The sequence below is a fragment of the Mesorhizobium sp. LMG 17147 genome, assembly GCF_024297145.1.
Taxonomy (GTDB): Bacteria; Pseudomonadota; Alphaproteobacteria; order Rhizobiales; family Rhizobiaceae; genus Mesorhizobium.
This window is the reverse complement of record NZ_JANCTC010000007.1, coordinates 17,428-35,058: the sequence shown is the minus strand read 5'-3', so window position 1 is coordinate 35,058 and position 17,631 is coordinate 17,428. Positions and strand designations below refer to the sequence as shown.

Genomic DNA, 17,631 nt, shown 5'->3' with positions numbered 1-17,631 from the left:
CGGAGGGGGAGCCTCGGCGATGCCCAGGGCAGAATTAAAGCCAGGTCGGCAAGTCCAAGAGATCGGCGCGGCGATCGTAGGGGCCTGGCTCAAGCTTTTGCCGGCCTCGTCACGTATCCTGTCCATGGATTCGACAAATCCTCTAACAATTACCATTGATCGGCAGATTTTCGCCGTCGGTGATACTATCAGACTTCGCCCGGAAGCAGGCCGTGCTATCGGCGACATCAGGGTCCGGACCGCCGCCGCCGGAACAGCGCCACATTCGCAGACACTGACGATAGAAGATCTGAATGGGCAGCCCATAATCTACGGGGATGCCCCACTCGACCGGGGCGACGCGATCCCGGATGCTCCCGCCTATGCGGACCTGAAGCGTGATCTCGAGATGGTGCTGGAAGACATCGTGGAAACGGGAGTGTCTGTCGAAGTTCACGTGGACGAACCGAACTTGATCAATGTGGTGGTGCCCCAGGTGCCGAGGGGGGTCCTGACCCGCAGCGATCTGATCGATTATCTCCACGACTATCACAAATACGCCCAAGGCAGGCACTACCATGACGAGCTCGCCACGGCGGTGCTCTTCGGCTGCAGGTAGTCGCCAGTCCCTACTCGGGCAATCCCGCTTCCCGCATGCCGTTGAGCAGCGTTTTACGGTCTCCGTCCAGCTTGTAAGGTTCCTTGGTGGCGAACCGCCGCCCGGAGAACTCCGGTGCGCCACGCAGAACCAGATGCGTGTAGCTCTTCGCCTCTTCCTTTCGGCCAAGCAGCGCGTTCGCTGAAGCCAGATAGACCTTAACCCAGGTCGGCATGGTGGACGAGCGGCCCAGATCGACAACTGCCTTATCCGGACGGTGGGCAATGAAATGGGCAAGGCCGCGGAACGGCCAATACCATGAAGGCTCGTACAGGGGATCGAGCACTCGCGCCCGTTCGAACCAGTCCAAGGCACTTTGGGGCTCGCCGGCAAATGTTTGATAAGTCCCTTGGTAGGAGACCTGCTCGGGATCGTGCGGATTGAGTTCGAGCGCGCGTGTGTATAGCTGAGATGCGACGTCGAAATCACGACGGTGGAGGAGCACCCAGCCCAGTATGTTCAGGCAGACTGGATCGTTGGGGGAAAGCGCCACCGCTTTTTTGGCGATGTCATAAGCCTCGGCAAGCACCGCATCCGACGGCCCCATGTCGCGAAACCATTCAAGCTGTTTATAGTGGGCGAGCTTGGCGTACGCGCGCCCGTAGGATGGATCGAGTTCGATCGCCCGCTGATACCACTGTCGAGCTTCCGTTTCGGCCGCGATGTCGCCCAGGGGCAGGGCATTGCCCCGAAGCACGCACTCATATGCCGCGAGATTGGCAGGTGGTTTACGCCGCGCCTTCTCGGCGCCTGCGGCCGTAAGACGGCCGATCACGGTCCCGACGATCTTTCCGATCAGTTCGTCCTGGACATCGAAGATGTCCTGCTCGTCCCCGTCGTAGCGCTCGGCCCACAAGCACTCACCCGAGGTTGCGTCGACCAGCTCGCATGTAATGCGCATTCGCCGGCCCATGCGGCGGATGCTGCCTTCGATGACGAAATCCACGCCATTATCCGCGACCAGATCCACATCCTTGAGTCGCGTCGACGTGTAATGGGACGCAACCGTAAGCTGAGTAAAGCGCGTCAGTTCCGTGACGATGTCTTCGGTGAAGCCGCCACTGAAATAGGGTTGGACGTCGCCCGCGCTCTTGAACGGGCGAACGAGGATGGAGGGCTTGCTCGGACCAGCCATCTGTGCAGTCGATGCAGGTGGCAGCCCTTTGGGCTTATGGAACAATGAGTATACGGGAACCGAGCGTGGAATGTTCTTGAGATGCTGTTCGCCGCAATATTCAAACGGAAGATGAATTTTGTCGCGAACTTCGTCGTGAACTTTTCCGGAAAGGCAGATTCCGCCCGGGCTGGCGAACTGTTCCAGGCGCGCGGCTATGTTGACGGTATCTCCAAACACATCGCCATCGGTATCGACAATGATATCACCGAAGTTGATCCCAATCCGGAGAAAAATTTCCTGGCTGGCCTTCCCCGAAGACTGGCCGACAAGCAGTTCCTGGACTTCCACTGCTGACTGCACGGCTTCGAAGGCGCTTGGGAACTCGGCGAGCATCCCGTCTCCGGTCGTTCTCACAACCCGTCCCCGGTGCTGGGTGATCCTAGGCTCTATTTCGTCCTGCATGAGATGCTTGACGAGGGCAAAGGTGCGCTCCTCGTCCCGGGCCATCAGCGACGAGTAACCGACCATGTCAGCAGCCACGATGGCCGTCAGACGTCGCTGAAGATTGCTGTCGCCCGCGTTCATTCTCTCCCTCGGCGGGTTTATGTTCGACGTCGGCTTGACGATATCAAAGCGTCTCGCAGGAGTTTGCATCATACTCCAGTGCGTGTCAGCGTGCGAATGAGCAATTGGTGCCGATAGTGCAGAGGATTGAAACATGTGAGGGCCGTGCTTGGGTGAAGGGTCCATAATGCCGGAGCGGCAGGCGTCCCAGGCAGGGGCCGGCGGGTCAAGCCTGGTTTACGGCCCCATCGTGATCACCGATCCCACGCTCGGATGCCCGATCACGGTCGCGGTCGGTCCCGTACGAGGCGCCAGACCTTCTCGTTTTGTGTCAGGGTGGGGCAACACCACCCAGGAGGCGGCAACCGTCTGCGGGTATGAGGCCGATGAAACCTATTTCGCCCAGATGATCCCTCATGAGCGACTCTCACGCGCTCGCGCCGGCGAATTGCGCGGGCGCGTGATCGAGCCGCCTGCACTCACACTTTTCAGTGATGCGCAGTATTGCGAGCGGCTGCATTGGAACAAAAACGTCGATGATAGCCGCGCGGTCCCGATCCGCTGGCGCAGGTCACAGCCACTGGACTGGATCCGGAGTGATCCGCGCTTCAGCTCGAGCGAGGCCTGGGTGCCTGCGGGATTGTGCTTTCTCGGGTATCCCAACGATGAGTCATCAGGTCTGCCCCCGGCGGACTCCAATGGTCTTGCGAGGGGATCGAGCATAGAGGACGCGGTCGTGCGCGGCTTCTGCGAAGTCGTGGAGCGCGATGCAACAGCCATATGGTGGTACAATCGGCTGGTTCTGCCTCGGATAGAACTGACTTCGCTGTCGGATGGACTGCCGTCCCAGTACGCCGATTGGCTGCAGACGCAGAACCGCGAATTGCGGCTTCTGCTCCTGACGCTTGACCTGCCCATCCCCATTGTTGCTGCAATTTCTCATCACGTCGGGGGTGGCGCGATTGCGTTCGGATTCGCGGCCGGACGATCCACGTCGGAGGCGGCCCGGCGTGCGGTGGGGGAACTTGCAGAATGTGAGGCGAATCTTACCCTGCTCAAACGGAACGCCGATGCGTCCGGCACGGCGGCCTTCACCCCCGGCGCGCTGCACCTCTATCGGTGGCATATGGACGAGAACATTCATCGCCTTCCTCACCTTTCCGGCAATTCAGCAGTTCAGGCCTCGTCGGCCGAGTTGCGACTGGATTGGAACTATTGCCTCGACATCTGCCACGAGCAGGAACTTGAGATCTTCGCGGTCAACCTGACGCACAACGCCGAATCGCCTGTTGCACGAGTGTTTGTACCTGGACTTCGTCCTACCAAGCCCCGGTTGGGCGGCGGCAGGCTCTATGATGTTCCTGTGCGCCTAGGTTTGAAGCCATCAGTTTCCCAGGCCATCAACGAGGTTCCCTTTCCATTGTGATCCGTATGTCGCGGGCATGCCACCCCTGGAGGGCCCGCTTTTCACACACGGTATTAAGCGCCGGCCTTTTCGACCGTCAGCTCTTTCGCCGGCGCATCAGCGCCTCGAGCTCGGCGTCGCCGCCTTCGGGCAGCATCAGTCGCACATGCGCGTAGAGGTCGCCGTGACCGCCGGCTTTTTCCGGCAGGCCCCTGCCCTTCAGCCGCAGAACCTTGTCCGAGCTCGACCAAGGGGGAACATTGACCGCAATCCTGCCGGTCGGGGTTTCGACCGCCACTTTGGCGCCATGCACCGCATCGGCCAATTCCACCGGCAGGTCGACATGCAGGTCGCGGCCCTCGACGCGGTAGCGCGGGTGCCGGCGGAAACGGATCTTGACCAGTGCATCGCCCGGCTGCCCCGGTCCTTGCTCACCCTGGCCTTTCAACCGGATGGTTTGGCCGTCCTCGACATAGGCCGGCAGCTTGACCGCCACCTTGCGGCCGTCGGGGAACATCGCCGTCACCTTCTGGGCGGTTGCGGCCTCCTCGATGGTGACGTCCAGCGTGACGTTGAGGTCGGCTGCGGTCGGCATCCGGCGGCCGGCGCCCATGCCGGCTCCGCGCTGCTGGCTGAAGGCATCGCCGAAGATCTGGCTGAAGATGTCGCTGTTGCCGTCGAACGGATCACCGCCGGGACGGCCGGTGCGGAATTCGAAATGCGCGCCGCCCGGCCCTTGCTGCCGGCGGAAACCGGCGAAAGGATCGGCGCCGCCAGTCGCGCCTTCGAACCCCTGGAACCGCGGTTTGCCTTCGGCGTCGATCTCACCGCGATCGAAAGCCGCCCTGTTCTTCTCGTCACCGACGATCTCGTAAGCCTGGTTGGCGGCGGCAAAACGCTCCTTTGCCTTGGGATCCGGATTCTGGTCCGGATGGTACTTCTTGGCGAGCTTCCGGTACGCCGATTTTATGTCCTTGGCCGATGCGTTCTTGGCAACGCCCAGCACCTCATAGGGGTCGCGCATGCTTACTGCCCTGGAGAAGGAGTGGTTCCATGATCGCCTCCTATATGCGCTTGCATAGGAAGAAATTCCAGTGGCTTACCACTATGTCTCCTGCGGAAAATCAGAGCGCTTTGAAATCCTGCATTCGCCAGGCGCTGCCGCCGGCCAGGCATACTTCGCCTTTGAACAGCGCGACGCCGTCGAAGCTCTCGCGTGAAGCGGTGAAGCGACGGCATGTCTCGCCGTTAGCCCTGAATTCCGCGAGCTCGGTGATGGAGCCGCGCGAGCCGGTATCGGCATTTGCCCACGGAACGGCCTGCCCGGCCAGTTGCTCAACATCGGCGGAGGACACGGCGTTGCGGATCGTGGCCTGGTCGGAGGCGCGGTCCTGATCGAGCGGCGTGACCGAGGCCGGCGTGCTCGAGGTCAGTATCGAGCGGTCGACCTCCGTCTGCTCCAGACTGAAGCCGCCCCCGCCACAGGCGGTAAGCGGCAGGATGATTGTCACGATCATGGCTTTGGCGCTGGCCGAAGCGATAACGCTCCATTGCCCACTGTCAAAAGCTTGCGCGATACGCGACAATCGGCAATCTCCCCAGCCGGCGATAAATTTGAGAAAACTATGAGCGAAACCGGGTTAACAAGCAGTGACTTTATCGAGGCGGCGGAACCGTTCCGGCTTTTTGCGGCGTGGCTCGACGACGCGACGAAGAGCGAGATCAACGACCCCAACAGCGTGGCGCTGGCGACGGTCGACGCCGAGGGCATGCCGAATGTGCGCATGGTGCTGCTCAAGGGCTTCGACGAGGGCGGCTTTGTCTTCTACACGAACTTCGAGAGCGCCAAGGGCCGCGAGATCCTGGGCAGCATGAAAGCGGCAATGTGCTTCCATTGGAAATCGCTGCGCCGACAGGTGCGGGCGCGCGGCCCGGTGGAGATCGTCACCGACGCCGAAGCCGATGCCTATTACGCGACGCGCCCGCGCGGCAGCCGCATCGGCGCGTGGGCCTCCAAGCAGTCGCGGCCGCTGGAAAGCCGCTTTGCGCTGGAAAAGGCGGTCGCCGAATATACGGCGCGCCACGCGATCGGCGACATCCCGCGGCCAAAACACTGGTCGGGCTTCCGCATCGTGCCGCAGACCATCGAGTTCTGGCACGACCGTCCGTTCCGGCTGCACGACCGTGTCGTCTTTTCGCGCAACGCCGAGGGCGGCTGGGACAAGGTTAGGCTTTATCCGTAGAGGACGATGCGGCAATCCTTGACGAACCACTTTGGTTCACTCCTCGCAAGGCGATTTTGCGGGTGCCAGTGACGTAGAGGCTGTCGTTAGAAAATACGTTAAATCCACCCGCCAGGCATGAGCCATAAGCGAATCCGCTGGACCAAGCGGGCGTTGCGGCGGCTTGATGAAATCGGCACGCATGTTGAGAAAGACAATCCCGAGGCGGCCGCGAGGATCATTGCGCGTATCGTAACGGCGGCGGAACATCTCACCGAACAGCCGGCGATGGGGCGCATCGGGCGCATCAAGGGGACACGGGAACTCGTCTTGGTCGATGTGCCGTATATCGTCCCTTGTCGCATCGACGGCGAAACTGTCGAAATCCTCACCGTCATGCACGCCGCGCAGCGCTGGCCGCAGACCATGTAAGTCGCATCGAGACACAGGAGATCAGGCTCCTGCGCGACCCATGCCGGGCTATAGAGACCTGGCGTTTCCAATCCCACGATCACGATCTCGTGTGCGTGAAACGTTCCAGCGTGCCGCAACGAACCAGGAAAGGGCTCAACGCGCCGTAGGCGCAAATTCAGGAGGACGCAATGCATTCACTCAGGTTGGTCACGATAGCCGGTCTTGCCGGCTTTTTCGCTTCGCAAGCCCTTGCGGAGGACGCGATGGGGACAATGACGATGATGAAGGGTGGGGAGGTCATGGCGATCATGCCCGATGGGCATATGGGCACCATGATGCCCGACGCGAAGATGAGCGCCGAAATGATGAAAATGGCGAAACCGATCAAGCATTGCATGATGTTGATGACCGACGCCAAAGGCAAGACATTCATGATCGACACGTCTTCGGCAAAGGCCCAGGCCGAATGTAAAAAAATGGCGATGTGACAAAGAGAGCATGGCGAAACCGCCCGCCGGTTGCTGCCGGCGGGTCCACGATGCGAAACAAGGCCAGATGGTCTAGGCCTTTTTCCTGGCCATGAAGGCCGTCAAGGCTGCGCGGGCCTCCTCGGATTTGAGCCGCTCGCGGAAATGCTGGCTTTCCTTGCCGATGCGCTCGACAAGGTCGTCGCGCGAGCCGCGCATCAGGTCGCGCGCGATCCTTAGCGCTTGCGGCGGTTTGGCAGCGACCTGGCCCGCCGCCGCCAATACCGATGCTTCGAGTGCCTCTTCCTCGACCACCTCGTAGATCAGCCCGGCGGCCTTGGCGCGCTCGGCCGAAAAGCCCTCGCCGAGGCCAAGCAGCGCGAAGGCGCCTTGCCGGCCAAGGATCTGCGGTGCGAGCAGGCTCGATCCTGCCTCCGGCACAAGGCCGAGATCGACGAAGGGCGTCCGGAACATTGTGCGCGGCGTGGCGAAGGTCAGGTCGCAATGCAGGTTGAGCGTGGTGCCGATACCGACCGCAATGCCGTCGACGCCGGAAACCATCGGCTTCTCCGCTTTGGCCAGCGCCATCAGGAAATCCCAGACTTCGGTGCCGCTTTCGCCGCCCGAGGCGACGACCATGAAATCGGCAAGGTCGTTACCGGACGAGAAGGCACCGGGCACGCCGAGAAAGACATGGACGCGGATTGCCGGATCGGCGTCGCCGCCGACAAGAGCCGCCGACATCGTCGCGTACATGGCGCGGGTCAGGGCGTTCTTCTTGTCCGGACGGTTCATGCGGATGATCTGGATGGCACCCTGGCGTTCGACGAGGATGTGGTCTGTCACGGATTGGTCCTTTGTGAATTTGGGCCTTTGTGAATTTCGGCGCGTGCGAACGTCAGGCTGAAATCAGCGCTTTGCCGGCAACGGCAAGGCTGTAGGCGCCGCCGATGACGCGCTCCTTGAGCGCGCCCACTTCGCCAAGCAGGTTCTCGGCGAAGAACCGACACAGCGCGATGCGGCTTTGGTCGGCAAGCGCGCCGCGCGCCAGATAGGCGCCGCCGGCGGCAAGCGAGATCAGCCTGAGATAAGGTGTGGCGCCCGCCAACGCCTCGTCCGGACGGCCTTCGGCCTGCAGGTCTTGCAAGGAACGGCTCGCCTGTGACAGGTCATCAAGCGCCTGGTCGAGGCGATCGGCGGTGCGGCCAAAGCCTTCAAGGTTCGACGCTCGCACCGCATCGGCGACGGCCTTGAGCTCGGCGATGTAGCCATGCACATGCTGACCGCCGCCGAGCGGCAGCTTGCGCGTCACCAGATCGATCGCCTGGATGCCATTGGTGCCTTCGTAAATGGGTGCAATGCGCGCGTCGCGATAAAGCGCTGCTGCCCCCGTCTCCTCGATGAACCCCATGCCGCCATGCACCTGCAGCCCAAGCGAGGCGACCTCGACGCCAACATCGGTGGAAAACGCCTTGGCCAGCGGCGTCAACAGATTGGCGCGCTCCTGCCAGTGCTTTGCATCCTCGCTCCGCGACGCGAGATCGATGGCGTGGGCGCAGGAATAGCAGATGGCGCGGGCAATCTGGGTCAGCGCCTTCATGGTCAGAAGACTGCGCTGGATGTCGGGGTGATGCACGATCGGCGCCATGCCGGCACCCCGATAGCTCGCCGCTTTGCCTTGCCGGCGGTCGTTTGCATAGGCGAGCGCCTTTTGCATCGCCGCCTCGGCGACCGCCACGCCCTGCATGCCGACGGCAAGGCGCGCGTTGTTCATCATGGTGAACATGCAGGCGAGGCCCTTGTTCTCCTCGCCGACCAGCCAGCCGAACGCGCCGGGCCTGCTGCCTTCGAGGCCATCGCCATAGATCATCGTGCAGGTCGGCGAAGCGTGGATGCCCAGTTTGTGCTCCAGCCCGGAGCAGAAAACGTCGTTGCGTGCGCCCAGCGCGCCATCGTCGCCGACGAGGAATTTCGGTACCAGGAACAAAGACAGGCCGCGCGTGCCGGGCGGTGCGTCCGGCAGCCGCGCCAGCACCAGATGGATGATGTTGTCGGTGAAATCGTGCTCGCCATAGGTGATGAATATCTTTTGCCCGAAGATGCGGTAGGTGCCGTCGCCGACCGGTTCGGCGCGGGTTCGCAAGGCATTCAGGTCCGAGCCTGCCTGCGGCTCGGTCAGATTCATGGTGCCCATCCATTCGCCGGAGACCAGTTTTTCCAGATATCTGGCCTTGAGCGCCAGCGAGCCATGCTTGTCGAGTGCTTCGACCGCGCCCATGGTCAGCGTCGGGGCGATGCCGAACGCCATCGAGGCGGAGTTCCACATTTCAAGCGCGGCGACGCCGAGCATGGCCGGCAGCGCCTGGCCGCCATACGCTTCCGGCGCCGACAGCGCATTCCAGCCACCGCCGATCCAGCGGCGATAAAGTTCCTTCCAGCCGGGCGGGGTAGTGACGGTAGCGCCGTCGAGCACCGCGCCGTGCCGGTCGCCGATCGTGTAGAGCGGCGCCACCTCCTCGCTGGCGAAGCGGCCGGCCTCGGCCAGAATGGCGTCGACGAGGTCCTCGCCGAGTTCGCCAAAGGTGCCGGCATCGAGCGCCGGCTTCAAGCCGGCGACATGCTTCAGGGTGAAGGCGATTTCCTCGACCGGTGCCCGATACATGGCGCTCGCTCCTCCTCCGTCCGGCCGCCCTCAGTCCGGAAGGGTCTACTTAAGACCCGTGCCGAAGCAAAATCATCTGCTTTCGGCTTCCCTGGCGATCTTCTTTTTACGTAAACGTCAAACTTTGTCACGCGGATTTTGCCAATTGCTGCGACGCAGGTTAAATTCGCCAAAAGCCGGGATAAGTTCGACCGGCGGAATCAGGGATACCGGATCGGACCGCCGTGCTCGCCAGACCTGACGCCTATCGCTGCATCGAATGCGGCCTGCCCTACCGGGCCGCGGGTTTTTGTTATCACGAAGGTAAGATGGAGAACGGAGCAGCCTATTGGTCTGATCGCGGCATATTGTGCTCGCCGCAATGCTCGCTCGCCCATCACCGTAAGCGCGAGACGGCGGGAACGCTGTCGCAAGTGCCGGCGCCCGACCCGTTTCAAACCCGCTCTCGACATTGACGACCATCAAAACCATCGACGGAGAAGCTGTCCGATCCGTGGCGTCCGCGGGCTGCGATCGAGAGCATTTCCTTAACCATGGCGGTTCAGGATTTGGCTTTGGCCAGCAAGGATCTGCTGCTTGAAAACGCCGGCGCGCCCCCTTGTCCGCTCAGCGCTTCTCCTTGTCGCGGCGGCGATGACGCTGGCGTTGACGCCGGCAAAGGCCTCGGATTTTTCCGAACCTTGGAAGGATGCCGACCGGGCGCTGGTCGTCGACGCCTACGAATACAATTCCATCGACTGGACCCGGCTAGCCGCCGACAAGCGTCTTGTCGGCTTCATCAACAAGGCATCGGACGGAATGCCGCCACCCTATTTCTGTTTCGGCGACGAGACCGAGCTGCGGCTGTGCAAGACGCTCTGGAAACGCCATGCGATGGCACAGGAACTGTTCCAGACGCGCAAGGTGGTGGCCAAGGCACTGGGCCTGAAATGGGGTGCCTATCATCTCGCCCGCCCCGGCAACCCCGTGGGACAGGCCAATAATTTCATCAATTTCGTGAAACCCGGGCCGGATGACCTGCTTGCCCTCGATATCGAGGACGATGATCCCACCCAATGGATGTCGCTCGAGGATGCCGAGGAATTCGTGCGCCATGTGCATCGTCGGGTTGGCCGCTTTCCGGTGCTCTACACCAACGGCACGACAGCCAGGCATATCGCCGACAACAAGTATAAATACCCGCTCCTGTCCCGGCTGCCGCTGTGGTATGCGCGCTACAAGCCAGACATCGGCCTGCATTTTCCGATGGGCAACTGGCAGGGCTATGCGCTCTGGCAGTTTTCGGCGCGAGCAAATTGCGGCCGATTCCGCTGTCCCTACCGGGTCGCGGGCACACCCAACGATATCGACGTCAGCGTCGCGCCGATGAACGCGACGGAATTGCGCGCGCAGTGGCCGTTCGGCGGCCTGATCGACGTGCAGCCGGATTATCTCGCCTTGATACCGGTGCCGCTCTCACGCGAGGCGGGGCTCGCCGGCACTGCCATGACCTACGCCACCGTGGCAGCACCCCCGAGCCTCGAGCAACTGGTCGCGGTATTTAGAACGCGCTTGGCCAAATTCAGCAGCGGTTTTCAAATGCCTACGGCCAAGACGGCCCCGAGCCTTCCCCGCGGGATTGCCGAATATGTCGCCTGGACGCGAAACGAAAAGCGTGCGGCATCGGACCCTGGAATTGTCTCCGCCGCCGGTGCGGTCAGCACCGTCTCGACCGAATTCTACCGCGGCCTGCACTGAAGCCGGAGGCCGCCTGAAGCGTCACTTCGACTGCTCGCGCGCCAGTGCCAGCCAGCCAATGTCACGGCGGCAAAAGCCTTGCGGCCAGTCGATCCGGTCGAGCGCGGCGTAAGCCTTCTTCTGCGCCTCGCCGACGGTGCGGCCGGTCGCCGTGATGTTGAGCACGCGACCGCCATTGGCGACGAGTGCGCCGCCGTTTATCGCGGTGCCGGCATGAAATATCTCGACGCCCTCGCCCGCCGCCGCCTCGACGCCGCGGATGACCGAGCCCTTTTCCGGCGCTCCGGGATAACCCCTGGCCGCCATCACCACGGTGAGCGCCGCGTCGTCGCGCCAGCGCACCGAGGTGTGCGCCAGTTGGCCGTCAGCGGCGGCGTTGAGCAGGACGAGCAGATCGTCCTTCAGCCGCATCATCAGCACCTGGCATTCCGGGTCGCCGAAACGGGTGTTGTATTCGATCAGCTTCGGCCCCTTGTCAGTAATCATCAGCCCGGCGAACAGCACGCCGGAAAACGGAGCGCCTGTTTCAGCCATGCCGCGCATGGTCGGCTCGACGATCTCGCGCATGGTTCGGTCGATCATCTCCGGCGTCATCACGGGCGCCGGCGAATAGGCGCCCATGCCGCCGGTGTTCGGGCCGGTGTCGCCGTCACTGAGGCGCTTATGGTCCTGCGCCGTGCCAAAGGGCAGCGCAGTGGTGCCGTCGCACAGGCAGAAGAAACTTGCTTCTTCACCGACGAGAAACTCCTCTACCACCACTTCCGCGCCGGCTTGGCCAAAGGAGCCATCAAAACAGGCGTCGAGCGCGGTCCGCGCCTCGTCAAGCGTCATGGCGACGGTGACGCCCTTGCCGGCAGCTAGGCCGTCGGCCTTGATGACGATCGGCGCACCCGTCTTCTCGACATACGCCCTGGCCGAAGCCAGATCGCCGAAGCGGCCATAGGCGGCGGTCGGGACGCCGTATTTGGCGCAGAGGTCTTTGGTGAAACCCTTTGATCCTTCCAGCCGTGCCGCCGCCTTTGACGGGCCGAAGACGCGGATGCCCTCGGCGCGCAGGTCGTCGGCAATGCCGGCGACCAGCGGCCCTTCCGGCCCAACCACGACGAGGTCTATTTCATTCTCGCGGCAAAACCGGGCCACCGCCGTGTGATCCGCAATATCGAGCCTCACCAGCTCGGCTTCGCGGCCGATCCCCGGATTGCCGGGCACCGCATAAAGTTTGGTCAGCAGCGGTGACGCCGCCATCTTCCATGCCAGCGCATGTTCTCGTCCGCCGGAGCCGATCAGTAAAACACGCATGCCCAGATTCCTCGTCATTCCAAGACCAGGACTGCGCTATTGCGCCGCGCCCGACGGGTCAAGACATTTGGCTGCCGAAGCGCCGATTGCGCGCGGCGAGCGTGCGGGGGCTGCTTGACGCTTGACGGCATTCGCCTCTGCTGCCACTTCAGCAAAATGGAAACCGTCCAGTCGAAAGCGGCCCAGGGCCGCGTCGCCGATGCGCCGAGCGGCCACTGGGTCTATCGCGCGCTGCCGCGGGGGTTGTGGCCCTATGCGCAGCTTGCCCGGTGGGACCGGCCGATCGGCTGGCAATTGCTGCTGTGGCCATGCTGGTGGTCGGCTGCACTTGCCGCGAGCGCCTATCCGCGTCCGACGGATCCGCTGCTCTCGCTGCTGCCGTCGCCGTGGTACCTGCTGCTGTTTTTTCTCGGTGCGTTCGCCATGCGTGGCGCCGGCTGCACCTACAATGATTTGGTCGACGAGGACATCGACAACCAGGTGGAACGCACGCGCTCGCGGCCGCTGCCGGCCGGCAAGGTCACGCGCCGACAGGCTTGGATGTTTGTTGTCCTGCAGGCACTGGTCGGCCTCGCCGTGCTTTTGCAGTTCAACAGCTTTGCCATCTCGCTCGGCATCGGCTCGCTGGTCATCGTCGCCATCTATCCGTTCATGAAGCGATATACCAATTGGCCGCAACTGGTTCTCGGCCTTGCCTTTTCCTGGGGAGCGCTGATGGGATGGGCGGTCGAGTTCGGCGATCTCGATGGGCCGGCAATCATGCTCTACATCGGCTCGATTCTGTGGGTGATCGGCTACGACACGATCTATGCGCATCAGGACAAGGAAGACGACGCCATCGTCGGCGTGCGCTCGACGGCGCGCCTGTTCGGCGATAACACCAAAGCCTGGCTGGCCGGGCTTTATGGCGGAGCGCTGGTCTGCTTCGCCATTGCCTTTGCCTCGGCGCAGGCACCGGTGCCGGCGCTCGCCGGGCTGATCGCCGCCGGCGCGCATATGGCGCGGCAGATCGCCGTGCTCGACATCGACAATCCGGACCAGTGCCTAAGGCTGTTCAGATCGAACAACCAGGTCGGCTGGCTGATCTTCCTCGGCCTGATCGGCGGCGCGGCCTGGGTGACGCTGAAGCCGCTGGTTTAGGAGCCTTTTGCCTTCTCCCCCTGTGGGAGAAGGTGGATCGGCGCGTAGCGCCGAGACGGTTGAGGGGTGCTGGAAGAAATGAGGCGTTGGCGTTCCCTGGAATACCCCTCATCCGACCGAGCTCCGCTCGGCCACCTTCTCCCACAGGGGGAGAAGGAAGAGGCGCTCAGGCCTACTCCCGCGAAATTAGCTCCTCGCCGCCGATGACCAGCCTGAGGCCGAGATCGCCGGCGCGGCGGCGGGCAAGGAAGCGCGGGCGGCGCATGGTCGAGACGCGACCCTTGCGGCGGTCCTGCGCCGGCAGCGCCTTGATGGCGGCGCCGAGCGATTCTTCCAGCGTGCGGGCAATGCCGTCGGCCTCGATCAGCAGCATGGGCAGGCGGTAGGCGTCGGCCCAGGCGCGCCAGTCGGCGGCGACATCGTCGAGATCGTCGGCGACCAGCAGCGGCACCGACAGCATCGGATCGTTGTGCAGAAGCTCGAGCGTCACTGTGACATTGCCATCCGGATCCTCCATGGCGCGGGCGGCGACGCCGCGAAACGCATTGGCGGGCAGAGCGATGATCGCCGGCACGCCGCTCATCTCCAGCGTGCGGCGGATAACCGCGCCTCGCTGGTCGATGGTGAAGGTAACGTCGCCATAGTCGTCACGCGTCGCGTAGCTCACCACCTGCGGCAGGCGGAATGGGTCGAGACGCATATTGCGGCCGGCCCAGACTGGCTTCAGTCCAGTGTTCATGTCGTGCCTTTCCTGTTTCTCCTGAGAGCCGGTGTCTCCGGTTCTCCGGGCCGGTTTTCCCAGCCTCGTTGTGGAGAAACATTAGCGCGAGCTTCTTATCCTCGCGCTTAAGAAAGTCGGTTAAATTTTGCTGATCCGGGGCGGATGGTTATCGGATTGCGAACCGGCGCAGGCCGGCGAAAGGATCAGATAACCTTACCGGGATTCATGATGCCGGCCGGGTCGAACGCGGCCTTCACCCGGCGCATCAGCTCGATTGCCATCGGCGGCGCCGTCGCGATCAATTCGTCCCGCTTCAACTGGCCGATGCCGTGCTCGGCTGAGATCGAGCCATGAAACGAGCGCACGACGTCGTGCACGGCCTTGTTCATGACGTGGTAAAGGCCGAGAAACGCGTCGTCATCGCCGTCGACCGGCCGGGAGATGTTGTAGTGCAGGTTGCCGTCGCCCATGTGGCCGAAGCAGACGACGCGTGCGCCGGGACTGACCGACTGCACGGCGCCGGCGGCGCTTTCGATGAATGGCGGGATTGATGCCACCGGCACCGAGATGTCGTGCTTGATCGAGGCACCTTCCGGTTTCTGCGCCTCGGGCAGCACCTCGCGGAAATTCCAGAACGCGTCGCCCTGGGCAATGCTTGCCGCGATCACCGCATCGCCGACGATCCCTTGCTCGAGGCCTGCCTCCAGCACCTCCTCGATCAGGGCCCTGGCATCGTCGGCCGAACGGCCCGACGAGATCTGCATCAGCACATACCACGGCCAATCGCCGGCCAGCGGCCGCACCACGCCTTGTGCGTGGGCAAGCGTGAAGTCGTAAGGCCTCTGGCCGATCAGTTCGAAGGCGGTGAGCGCTGCACCGGCACGATCCATCGCCAGGCTGAACAGCGACAGTGCCGCCTGCGGCGATGACAGGCCGGCAAACGCCACCTCGCGCCCCTTCGGCTTGGGGAAAAGCTTGAGCACGGCGGCGGTGATGATGCCGAGCGTGCCTTCCGCGCCGACGAACAGGTTCTTCAAATCGTAACCGGTATTGTCCTTTTTCAGCTTGCGCAGATCGTCGAACACTTCGCCGGTCGGCAGCACCACTTCGACGCCGAGGCACAGCTCGCGCGCATTGCCGTAGGCAAGCACGCCGGTGCCGCCGGCGTTAGAAGAGAGATTGCCGCCGATCTGGCAGGAACCTTGCGCGGCAAGCGACAGCGGAAACAGCCGGTCGGCGGCATCGGCCGCTTCCTGCAGCGTCTGCAGGATGACGCCGGTTTCGACCGTCACCGTGTTGGACAGCGTATCGATTTCGCGGATGCGGTTCAGCCGCGACAGCGACAGCACGATCTCGCGGCCGGAAGAGTCGGGCACCTGGGCACCGACCAGCCCGGTGTTGCCGCTTTGCGGCACGATGGGCGTGCCGGTTTCGGTTGCCAGCCGCATGATGCGGCTGACCTCCTCGACGGTCCCCGGCCTCAGCACCAAAGCCGTTCTGCCATGCCAAAGTCCGCGCCGCTCGGTGAGGTACGGTGCGATGTCCTGCTGGTCGCGCAGCGCATATTTGTCGCCGACGATTGCCGCAAAGCGCGCGACGACGGCGGGGTCGAGGTCGGGGGAAATGTCGTTCATGGGTGGAAACTATGGTGCCCAATCCATCTTGTCACGAGGGGCGATCTTGTCACGCGGGGCGGCGGCGCGCGAAAGCCTGTCGTTGATCGCCTCGCCCAAGCCGTCGAACGGGATCGGCTCGACGGCGATGGTTCTGGCGCCGCTGCGATCGAGATTCTGCAGATGGGCGAAGAGATTGCTCGCTGCCTCGCGCAGGTCGCCGGTCTCCGACAAATTGCGCAGTGCGGCTGCATCGCGCCAGCCTTCGGCACGGCTGCGGCCGAAGGCCAGCAAGGCTTCGCCCGGTGTGACCTCCGCAGCGTTGAGCCGCACCGCCGCACCTGGTGCATAGTGCGAGGCGAGCATGCCGGGCGCCTCGATGCCCGAAGCGCCGCGCAGCAACTTCATCCCAGCGACCGCTTCGATCTCTCCGGCGGCAATACCGCCCGGCCGCAACAGCCGCAGCTTTCCAGTTTCGACCTTGAGGATGGTCGATTCCAGCCCGACCGGCGTCGCGCCGCCATCGACCACCAGCTTGATCCTGGGGCCGAGGTCGGCGGCCACGGCTTCCGCCGTCGTGGCGCTGATCCTGCCTGAGGAATTGGCGCTGGGCGCCGCCAGCGCGCGACCGAACCTGGCGATCAGCTCGCCGCCAAAGCCTTTCGGCATGCGCAGCGCGATGGTGTCCAGCCCTGCGGTGACCAGCGGATGAATGCCGTTGCCGGGCCGTTGCGGCAGCACGAGTGTCAGCGGCCCCGGCCAGAATGCCTGCGCCAATCTTTCCGACAGCGGATCGAACAGCGCGATGCGCTCGGCCATCGCCGGATCGGCAATATGGGCGATCAGCGGGTTGAAGCGAGGTCGGCCCTTGGCTTCGAAGATACGAGCCACGGCAACGCCGTTGGTCGCGTCGCCGGCCAGCCCATAGACGGTCTCGGTCGGGATGGCGACGACATCGCCGCTCTCGAGCAGCGCCAACGCCCTTTCCATCGCCTCGCCGACGGCACGAATTTCAGCCACTGTCGTCACCTCACGGATGCGGGTGCCTAATACGGCGACGCCGGGCGGGCAAGCCCAGGCGTTGGCGAATCGCAAATCGCTAAAATGCTATGCTTCCTCGCAAGCCGGCATCAATTGCCCTCGGCTAGGGTGCCGTCTTCTTGGACAAGGGGACCTATCATGTTTTCGATGCGTATCGTTGGTGCGCTTGGCCTGGCGGTTATGGCCGGCACGGCGCAGGCTTCATCGCTGGTTTTTGTCGGGCAGACGACTGCAACGCCGTCGGTGGTAAGTGTCGGCGCGCTCGAACGGGCGAAAACACCGTCGATCGTCGCGCTCGGCGCGCCGTTGCCTGACATTAATGAAAACGTCACCGATGAAAAGGTCGCGGCAATCCCGAGCCAGCCGAGTCATGGCTTCAACGGAAGCCCGATGATCATTCGCGGCGGTATCGTCGGCGATGCCTTTGCAACGCCCGCGCCCAAAGCCGCGCCGGCCACCGCTGCCGCGCCCGCCGCGAACAGCAAGGCCGATCCAAAGGTCGCCAGCAAAACCCCTGAGCCGGCCGCGCCGCAGCCTGCGCCGCTAGCAGCTCCCGATCAGCCCAAATAGCGCCTGAAGCACAAGCGATGAT

General features: G+C 63.3%; 18 protein-coding genes. 9 read left to right on the top strand and 9 right to left on the bottom strand.

Going from position 1 to position 17,631, the window contains the following annotated elements; translation table 11 throughout:
- Window positions 1-19 precede the first annotated feature (19 nt).
- Window positions 20-598 carry a hypothetical protein gene (locus tag NMG46_RS15015; protein ID WP_254818429.1) on the top strand — a complete coding sequence of 193 codons (579 nt, stop codon included), beginning with the start codon at window positions 20-22 and terminating at the stop codon, window positions 596-598.
- Window positions 599-608: 10 nt separating this feature from the next.
- On the opposite strand, the gene NMG46_RS15010 is transcribed toward NMG46_RS15015, so the two are convergent.
- Entirely contained in the window at window positions 609-2,339 is a 1,731-nt protein-coding gene (locus NMG46_RS15010; RefSeq protein WP_254818428.1) for an adenylate/guanylate cyclase domain-containing protein, read from the bottom strand.
- A 229-nt stretch (window positions 2,340-2,568) separates the two neighbouring features.
- Between NMG46_RS15010 and NMG46_RS15005 the strand changes: the two genes are divergently transcribed.
- Complete coding sequence (locus NMG46_RS15005) at window positions 2,569-3,744, top strand: YcaO-like family protein (protein WP_254818427.1); 1,176 nt, start codon at window positions 2,569-2,571, stop codon at window positions 3,742-3,744.
- A 76-nt stretch (window positions 3,745-3,820) separates the two neighbouring features.
- Here the strand turns inward: NMG46_RS15005 and NMG46_RS15000 are convergent, their stop codons facing one another.
- Both NMG46_RS15000 and NMG46_RS14995 read right to left on the bottom strand, forming a co-directional pair.
- On the bottom strand, window positions 3,821-4,747 hold the full coding sequence (locus NMG46_RS15000; RefSeq protein WP_254818426.1) for a DnaJ C-terminal domain-containing protein: 927 nt from the start codon (window positions 4,745-4,747) through the stop codon (window positions 3,821-3,823).
- A 100-nt stretch (window positions 4,748-4,847) separates the two neighbouring features.
- On the bottom strand, window positions 4,848-5,309 hold the full coding sequence (locus NMG46_RS14995; protein ID WP_254818425.1) for an RT0821/Lpp0805 family surface protein: 462 nt from the start codon (window positions 5,307-5,309) through the stop codon (window positions 4,848-4,850).
- Between the two features lie 39 nt (window positions 5,310-5,348).
- Here NMG46_RS14995 and pdxH point away from each other — a divergent pair, with 39 nt between their 5' ends.
- The 3 genes from pdxH (at window position 5,349) to NMG46_RS14980 (ending at window position 6,847) form a co-directional block, all read left to right on the top strand.
- Window positions 5,349-5,966, top strand: a complete 618-nt coding sequence (pdxH, locus tag NMG46_RS14990; protein WP_254818424.1) for a pyridoxamine 5'-phosphate oxidase — start codon at window positions 5,349-5,351, stop codon at window positions 5,964-5,966.
- A 117-nt stretch (window positions 5,967-6,083) separates the two neighbouring features.
- Complete coding sequence (locus NMG46_RS14985; RefSeq protein WP_254818423.1) at window positions 6,084-6,377, top strand: type II toxin-antitoxin system RelE/ParE family toxin; 294 nt, start codon at window positions 6,084-6,086, stop codon at window positions 6,375-6,377.
- 170 nt (window positions 6,378-6,547) lie between these two features.
- Entirely contained in the window at window positions 6,548-6,847 is a 300-nt protein-coding gene (locus tag NMG46_RS14980) for a hypothetical protein (RefSeq protein WP_254818422.1), read from the top strand.
- 72 nt (window positions 6,848-6,919) lie between these two features.
- On the opposite strand, the gene NMG46_RS14975 is transcribed toward NMG46_RS14980, so the two are convergent.
- Window positions 6,920-7,672, bottom strand: coding sequence for a crotonase/enoyl-CoA hydratase family protein (locus tag NMG46_RS14975; RefSeq protein WP_254818421.1), 753 nt, complete (start codon window positions 7,670-7,672; stop codon window positions 6,920-6,922).
- A 52-nt stretch (window positions 7,673-7,724) separates the two neighbouring features.
- On the bottom strand, window positions 7,725-9,488 hold the full coding sequence (locus NMG46_RS14970) for an acyl-CoA dehydrogenase (RefSeq protein ID WP_254818420.1): 1,764 nt from the start codon (window positions 9,486-9,488) through the stop codon (window positions 7,725-7,727).
- A gap of 224 nt (window positions 9,489-9,712) precedes the next feature.
- Between NMG46_RS14970 and NMG46_RS14965 the strand changes: the two genes are divergently transcribed.
- Both NMG46_RS14965 and NMG46_RS14960 read left to right on the top strand, forming a co-directional pair.
- Complete coding sequence (locus NMG46_RS14965) at window positions 9,713-9,943, top strand: hypothetical protein (RefSeq protein ID WP_254818419.1); 231 nt, start codon at window positions 9,713-9,715, stop codon at window positions 9,941-9,943.
- Window positions 9,944-10,121: 178 nt separating this feature from the next.
- Entirely contained in the window at window positions 10,122-11,225 is a 1,104-nt protein-coding gene (locus tag NMG46_RS14960) for a glycoside hydrolase family 25 protein (RefSeq protein WP_254818653.1), read from the top strand.
- A gap of 21 nt (window positions 11,226-11,246) precedes the next feature.
- Here NMG46_RS14960 and purD read toward each other — a convergent pair whose 3' ends face one another.
- A complete protein-coding gene (purD, locus tag NMG46_RS14955) occupies window positions 11,247-12,524 on the bottom strand; it encodes a phosphoribosylamine--glycine ligase (RefSeq protein ID WP_254818418.1) in 1,278 nt (425 codons plus the stop codon).
- A 156-nt stretch (window positions 12,525-12,680) separates the two neighbouring features.
- Here purD and ubiA point away from each other — a divergent pair, with 156 nt between their 5' ends.
- Entirely contained in the window at window positions 12,681-13,664 is a 984-nt protein-coding gene (gene ubiA, locus NMG46_RS14950) for a 4-hydroxybenzoate octaprenyltransferase (RefSeq protein WP_254818417.1), read from the top strand.
- A 172-nt stretch (window positions 13,665-13,836) separates the two neighbouring features.
- Here ubiA and NMG46_RS14945 read toward each other — a convergent pair whose 3' ends face one another.
- From NMG46_RS14945 to NMG46_RS14935, 3 genes are all read right to left on the bottom strand, one after another.
- On the bottom strand, window positions 13,837-14,403 hold the full coding sequence (locus tag NMG46_RS14945; RefSeq protein ID WP_023674094.1) for a DUF6101 family protein: 567 nt from the start codon (window positions 14,401-14,403) through the stop codon (window positions 13,837-13,839).
- 185 nt (window positions 14,404-14,588) lie between these two features.
- Window positions 14,589-16,019 carry an FAD-binding oxidoreductase gene (locus NMG46_RS14940; RefSeq protein WP_254818416.1) on the bottom strand — a complete coding sequence of 477 codons (1,431 nt, stop codon included), beginning with the start codon at window positions 16,017-16,019 and terminating at the stop codon, window positions 14,589-14,591.
- A 9-nt stretch (window positions 16,020-16,028) separates the two neighbouring features.
- Window positions 16,029-17,018 carry an L-threonylcarbamoyladenylate synthase gene (locus NMG46_RS14935; protein WP_254818415.1) on the bottom strand — a complete coding sequence of 330 codons (990 nt, stop codon included), beginning with the start codon at window positions 17,016-17,018 and terminating at the stop codon, window positions 16,029-16,031.
- Between the two features lie 201 nt (window positions 17,019-17,219).
- Here NMG46_RS14935 and NMG46_RS14930 point away from each other — a divergent pair, with 201 nt between their 5' ends.
- The gene (locus tag NMG46_RS14930; protein ID WP_254818414.1) at window positions 17,220-17,609 is read left to right on the top strand and encodes a hypothetical protein; all 390 of its coding nucleotides are present in this window, start codon (window positions 17,220-17,222) and stop codon (window positions 17,607-17,609) included.
- Window positions 17,610-17,631: the final 22 nt, after the last annotated feature.

What these genes read in the sequence shown, in the direction of transcription:
- NMG46_RS15015 (WP_254818429.1), top strand. Translation starts at nt 20, where the DNA reads ATGCCCAGGGCAGAATTAAAGCCAGGTCGGCAAGTCCAAGAGATCGGC.
- NMG46_RS15010 (WP_254818428.1), bottom strand. Translation starts at nt 2,339, where the DNA reads ATGAACGCGGGCGACAGCAATCTTCAGCGACGTCTGACGGCCATCGTG.
- NMG46_RS15000 (WP_254818426.1), bottom strand. Translation starts at nt 4,747, where the DNA reads ATGCGCGACCCCTATGAGGTGCTGGGCGTTGCCAAGAACGCATCGGCC.
- pdxH (WP_254818424.1), top strand. Translation starts at nt 5,349, where the DNA reads ATGAGCGAAACCGGGTTAACAAGCAGTGACTTTATCGAGGCGGCGGAA.
- NMG46_RS14985 (WP_254818423.1), top strand. Translation starts at nt 6,084, where the DNA reads ATGAGCCATAAGCGAATCCGCTGGACCAAGCGGGCGTTGCGGCGGCTT.
- NMG46_RS14980 (WP_254818422.1), top strand. Translation starts at nt 6,548, where the DNA reads ATGCATTCACTCAGGTTGGTCACGATAGCCGGTCTTGCCGGCTTTTTC.
- NMG46_RS14970 (WP_254818420.1), bottom strand. Translation starts at nt 9,488, where the DNA reads ATGTATCGGGCACCGGTCGAGGAAATCGCCTTCACCCTGAAGCATGTC.
- NMG46_RS14960 (WP_254818653.1), top strand. Translation starts at nt 10,122, where the DNA reads ATGACGCTGGCGTTGACGCCGGCAAAGGCCTCGGATTTTTCCGAACCT.
- purD (WP_254818418.1), bottom strand. Translation starts at nt 12,524, where the DNA reads ATGCGTGTTTTACTGATCGGCTCCGGCGGACGAGAACATGCGCTGGCA.
- ubiA (WP_254818417.1), top strand. Translation starts at nt 12,681, where the DNA reads ATGGAAACCGTCCAGTCGAAAGCGGCCCAGGGCCGCGTCGCCGATGCG.
- NMG46_RS14945 (WP_023674094.1), bottom strand. Translation starts at nt 14,403, where the DNA reads ATGAACACTGGACTGAAGCCAGTCTGGGCCGGCCGCAATATGCGTCTC.
- NMG46_RS14940 (WP_254818416.1), bottom strand. Translation starts at nt 16,019, where the DNA reads ATGAACGACATTTCCCCCGACCTCGACCCCGCCGTCGTCGCGCGCTTT.
- NMG46_RS14930 (WP_254818414.1), top strand. Translation starts at nt 17,220, where the DNA reads ATGGCCGGCACGGCGCAGGCTTCATCGCTGGTTTTTGTCGGGCAGACG.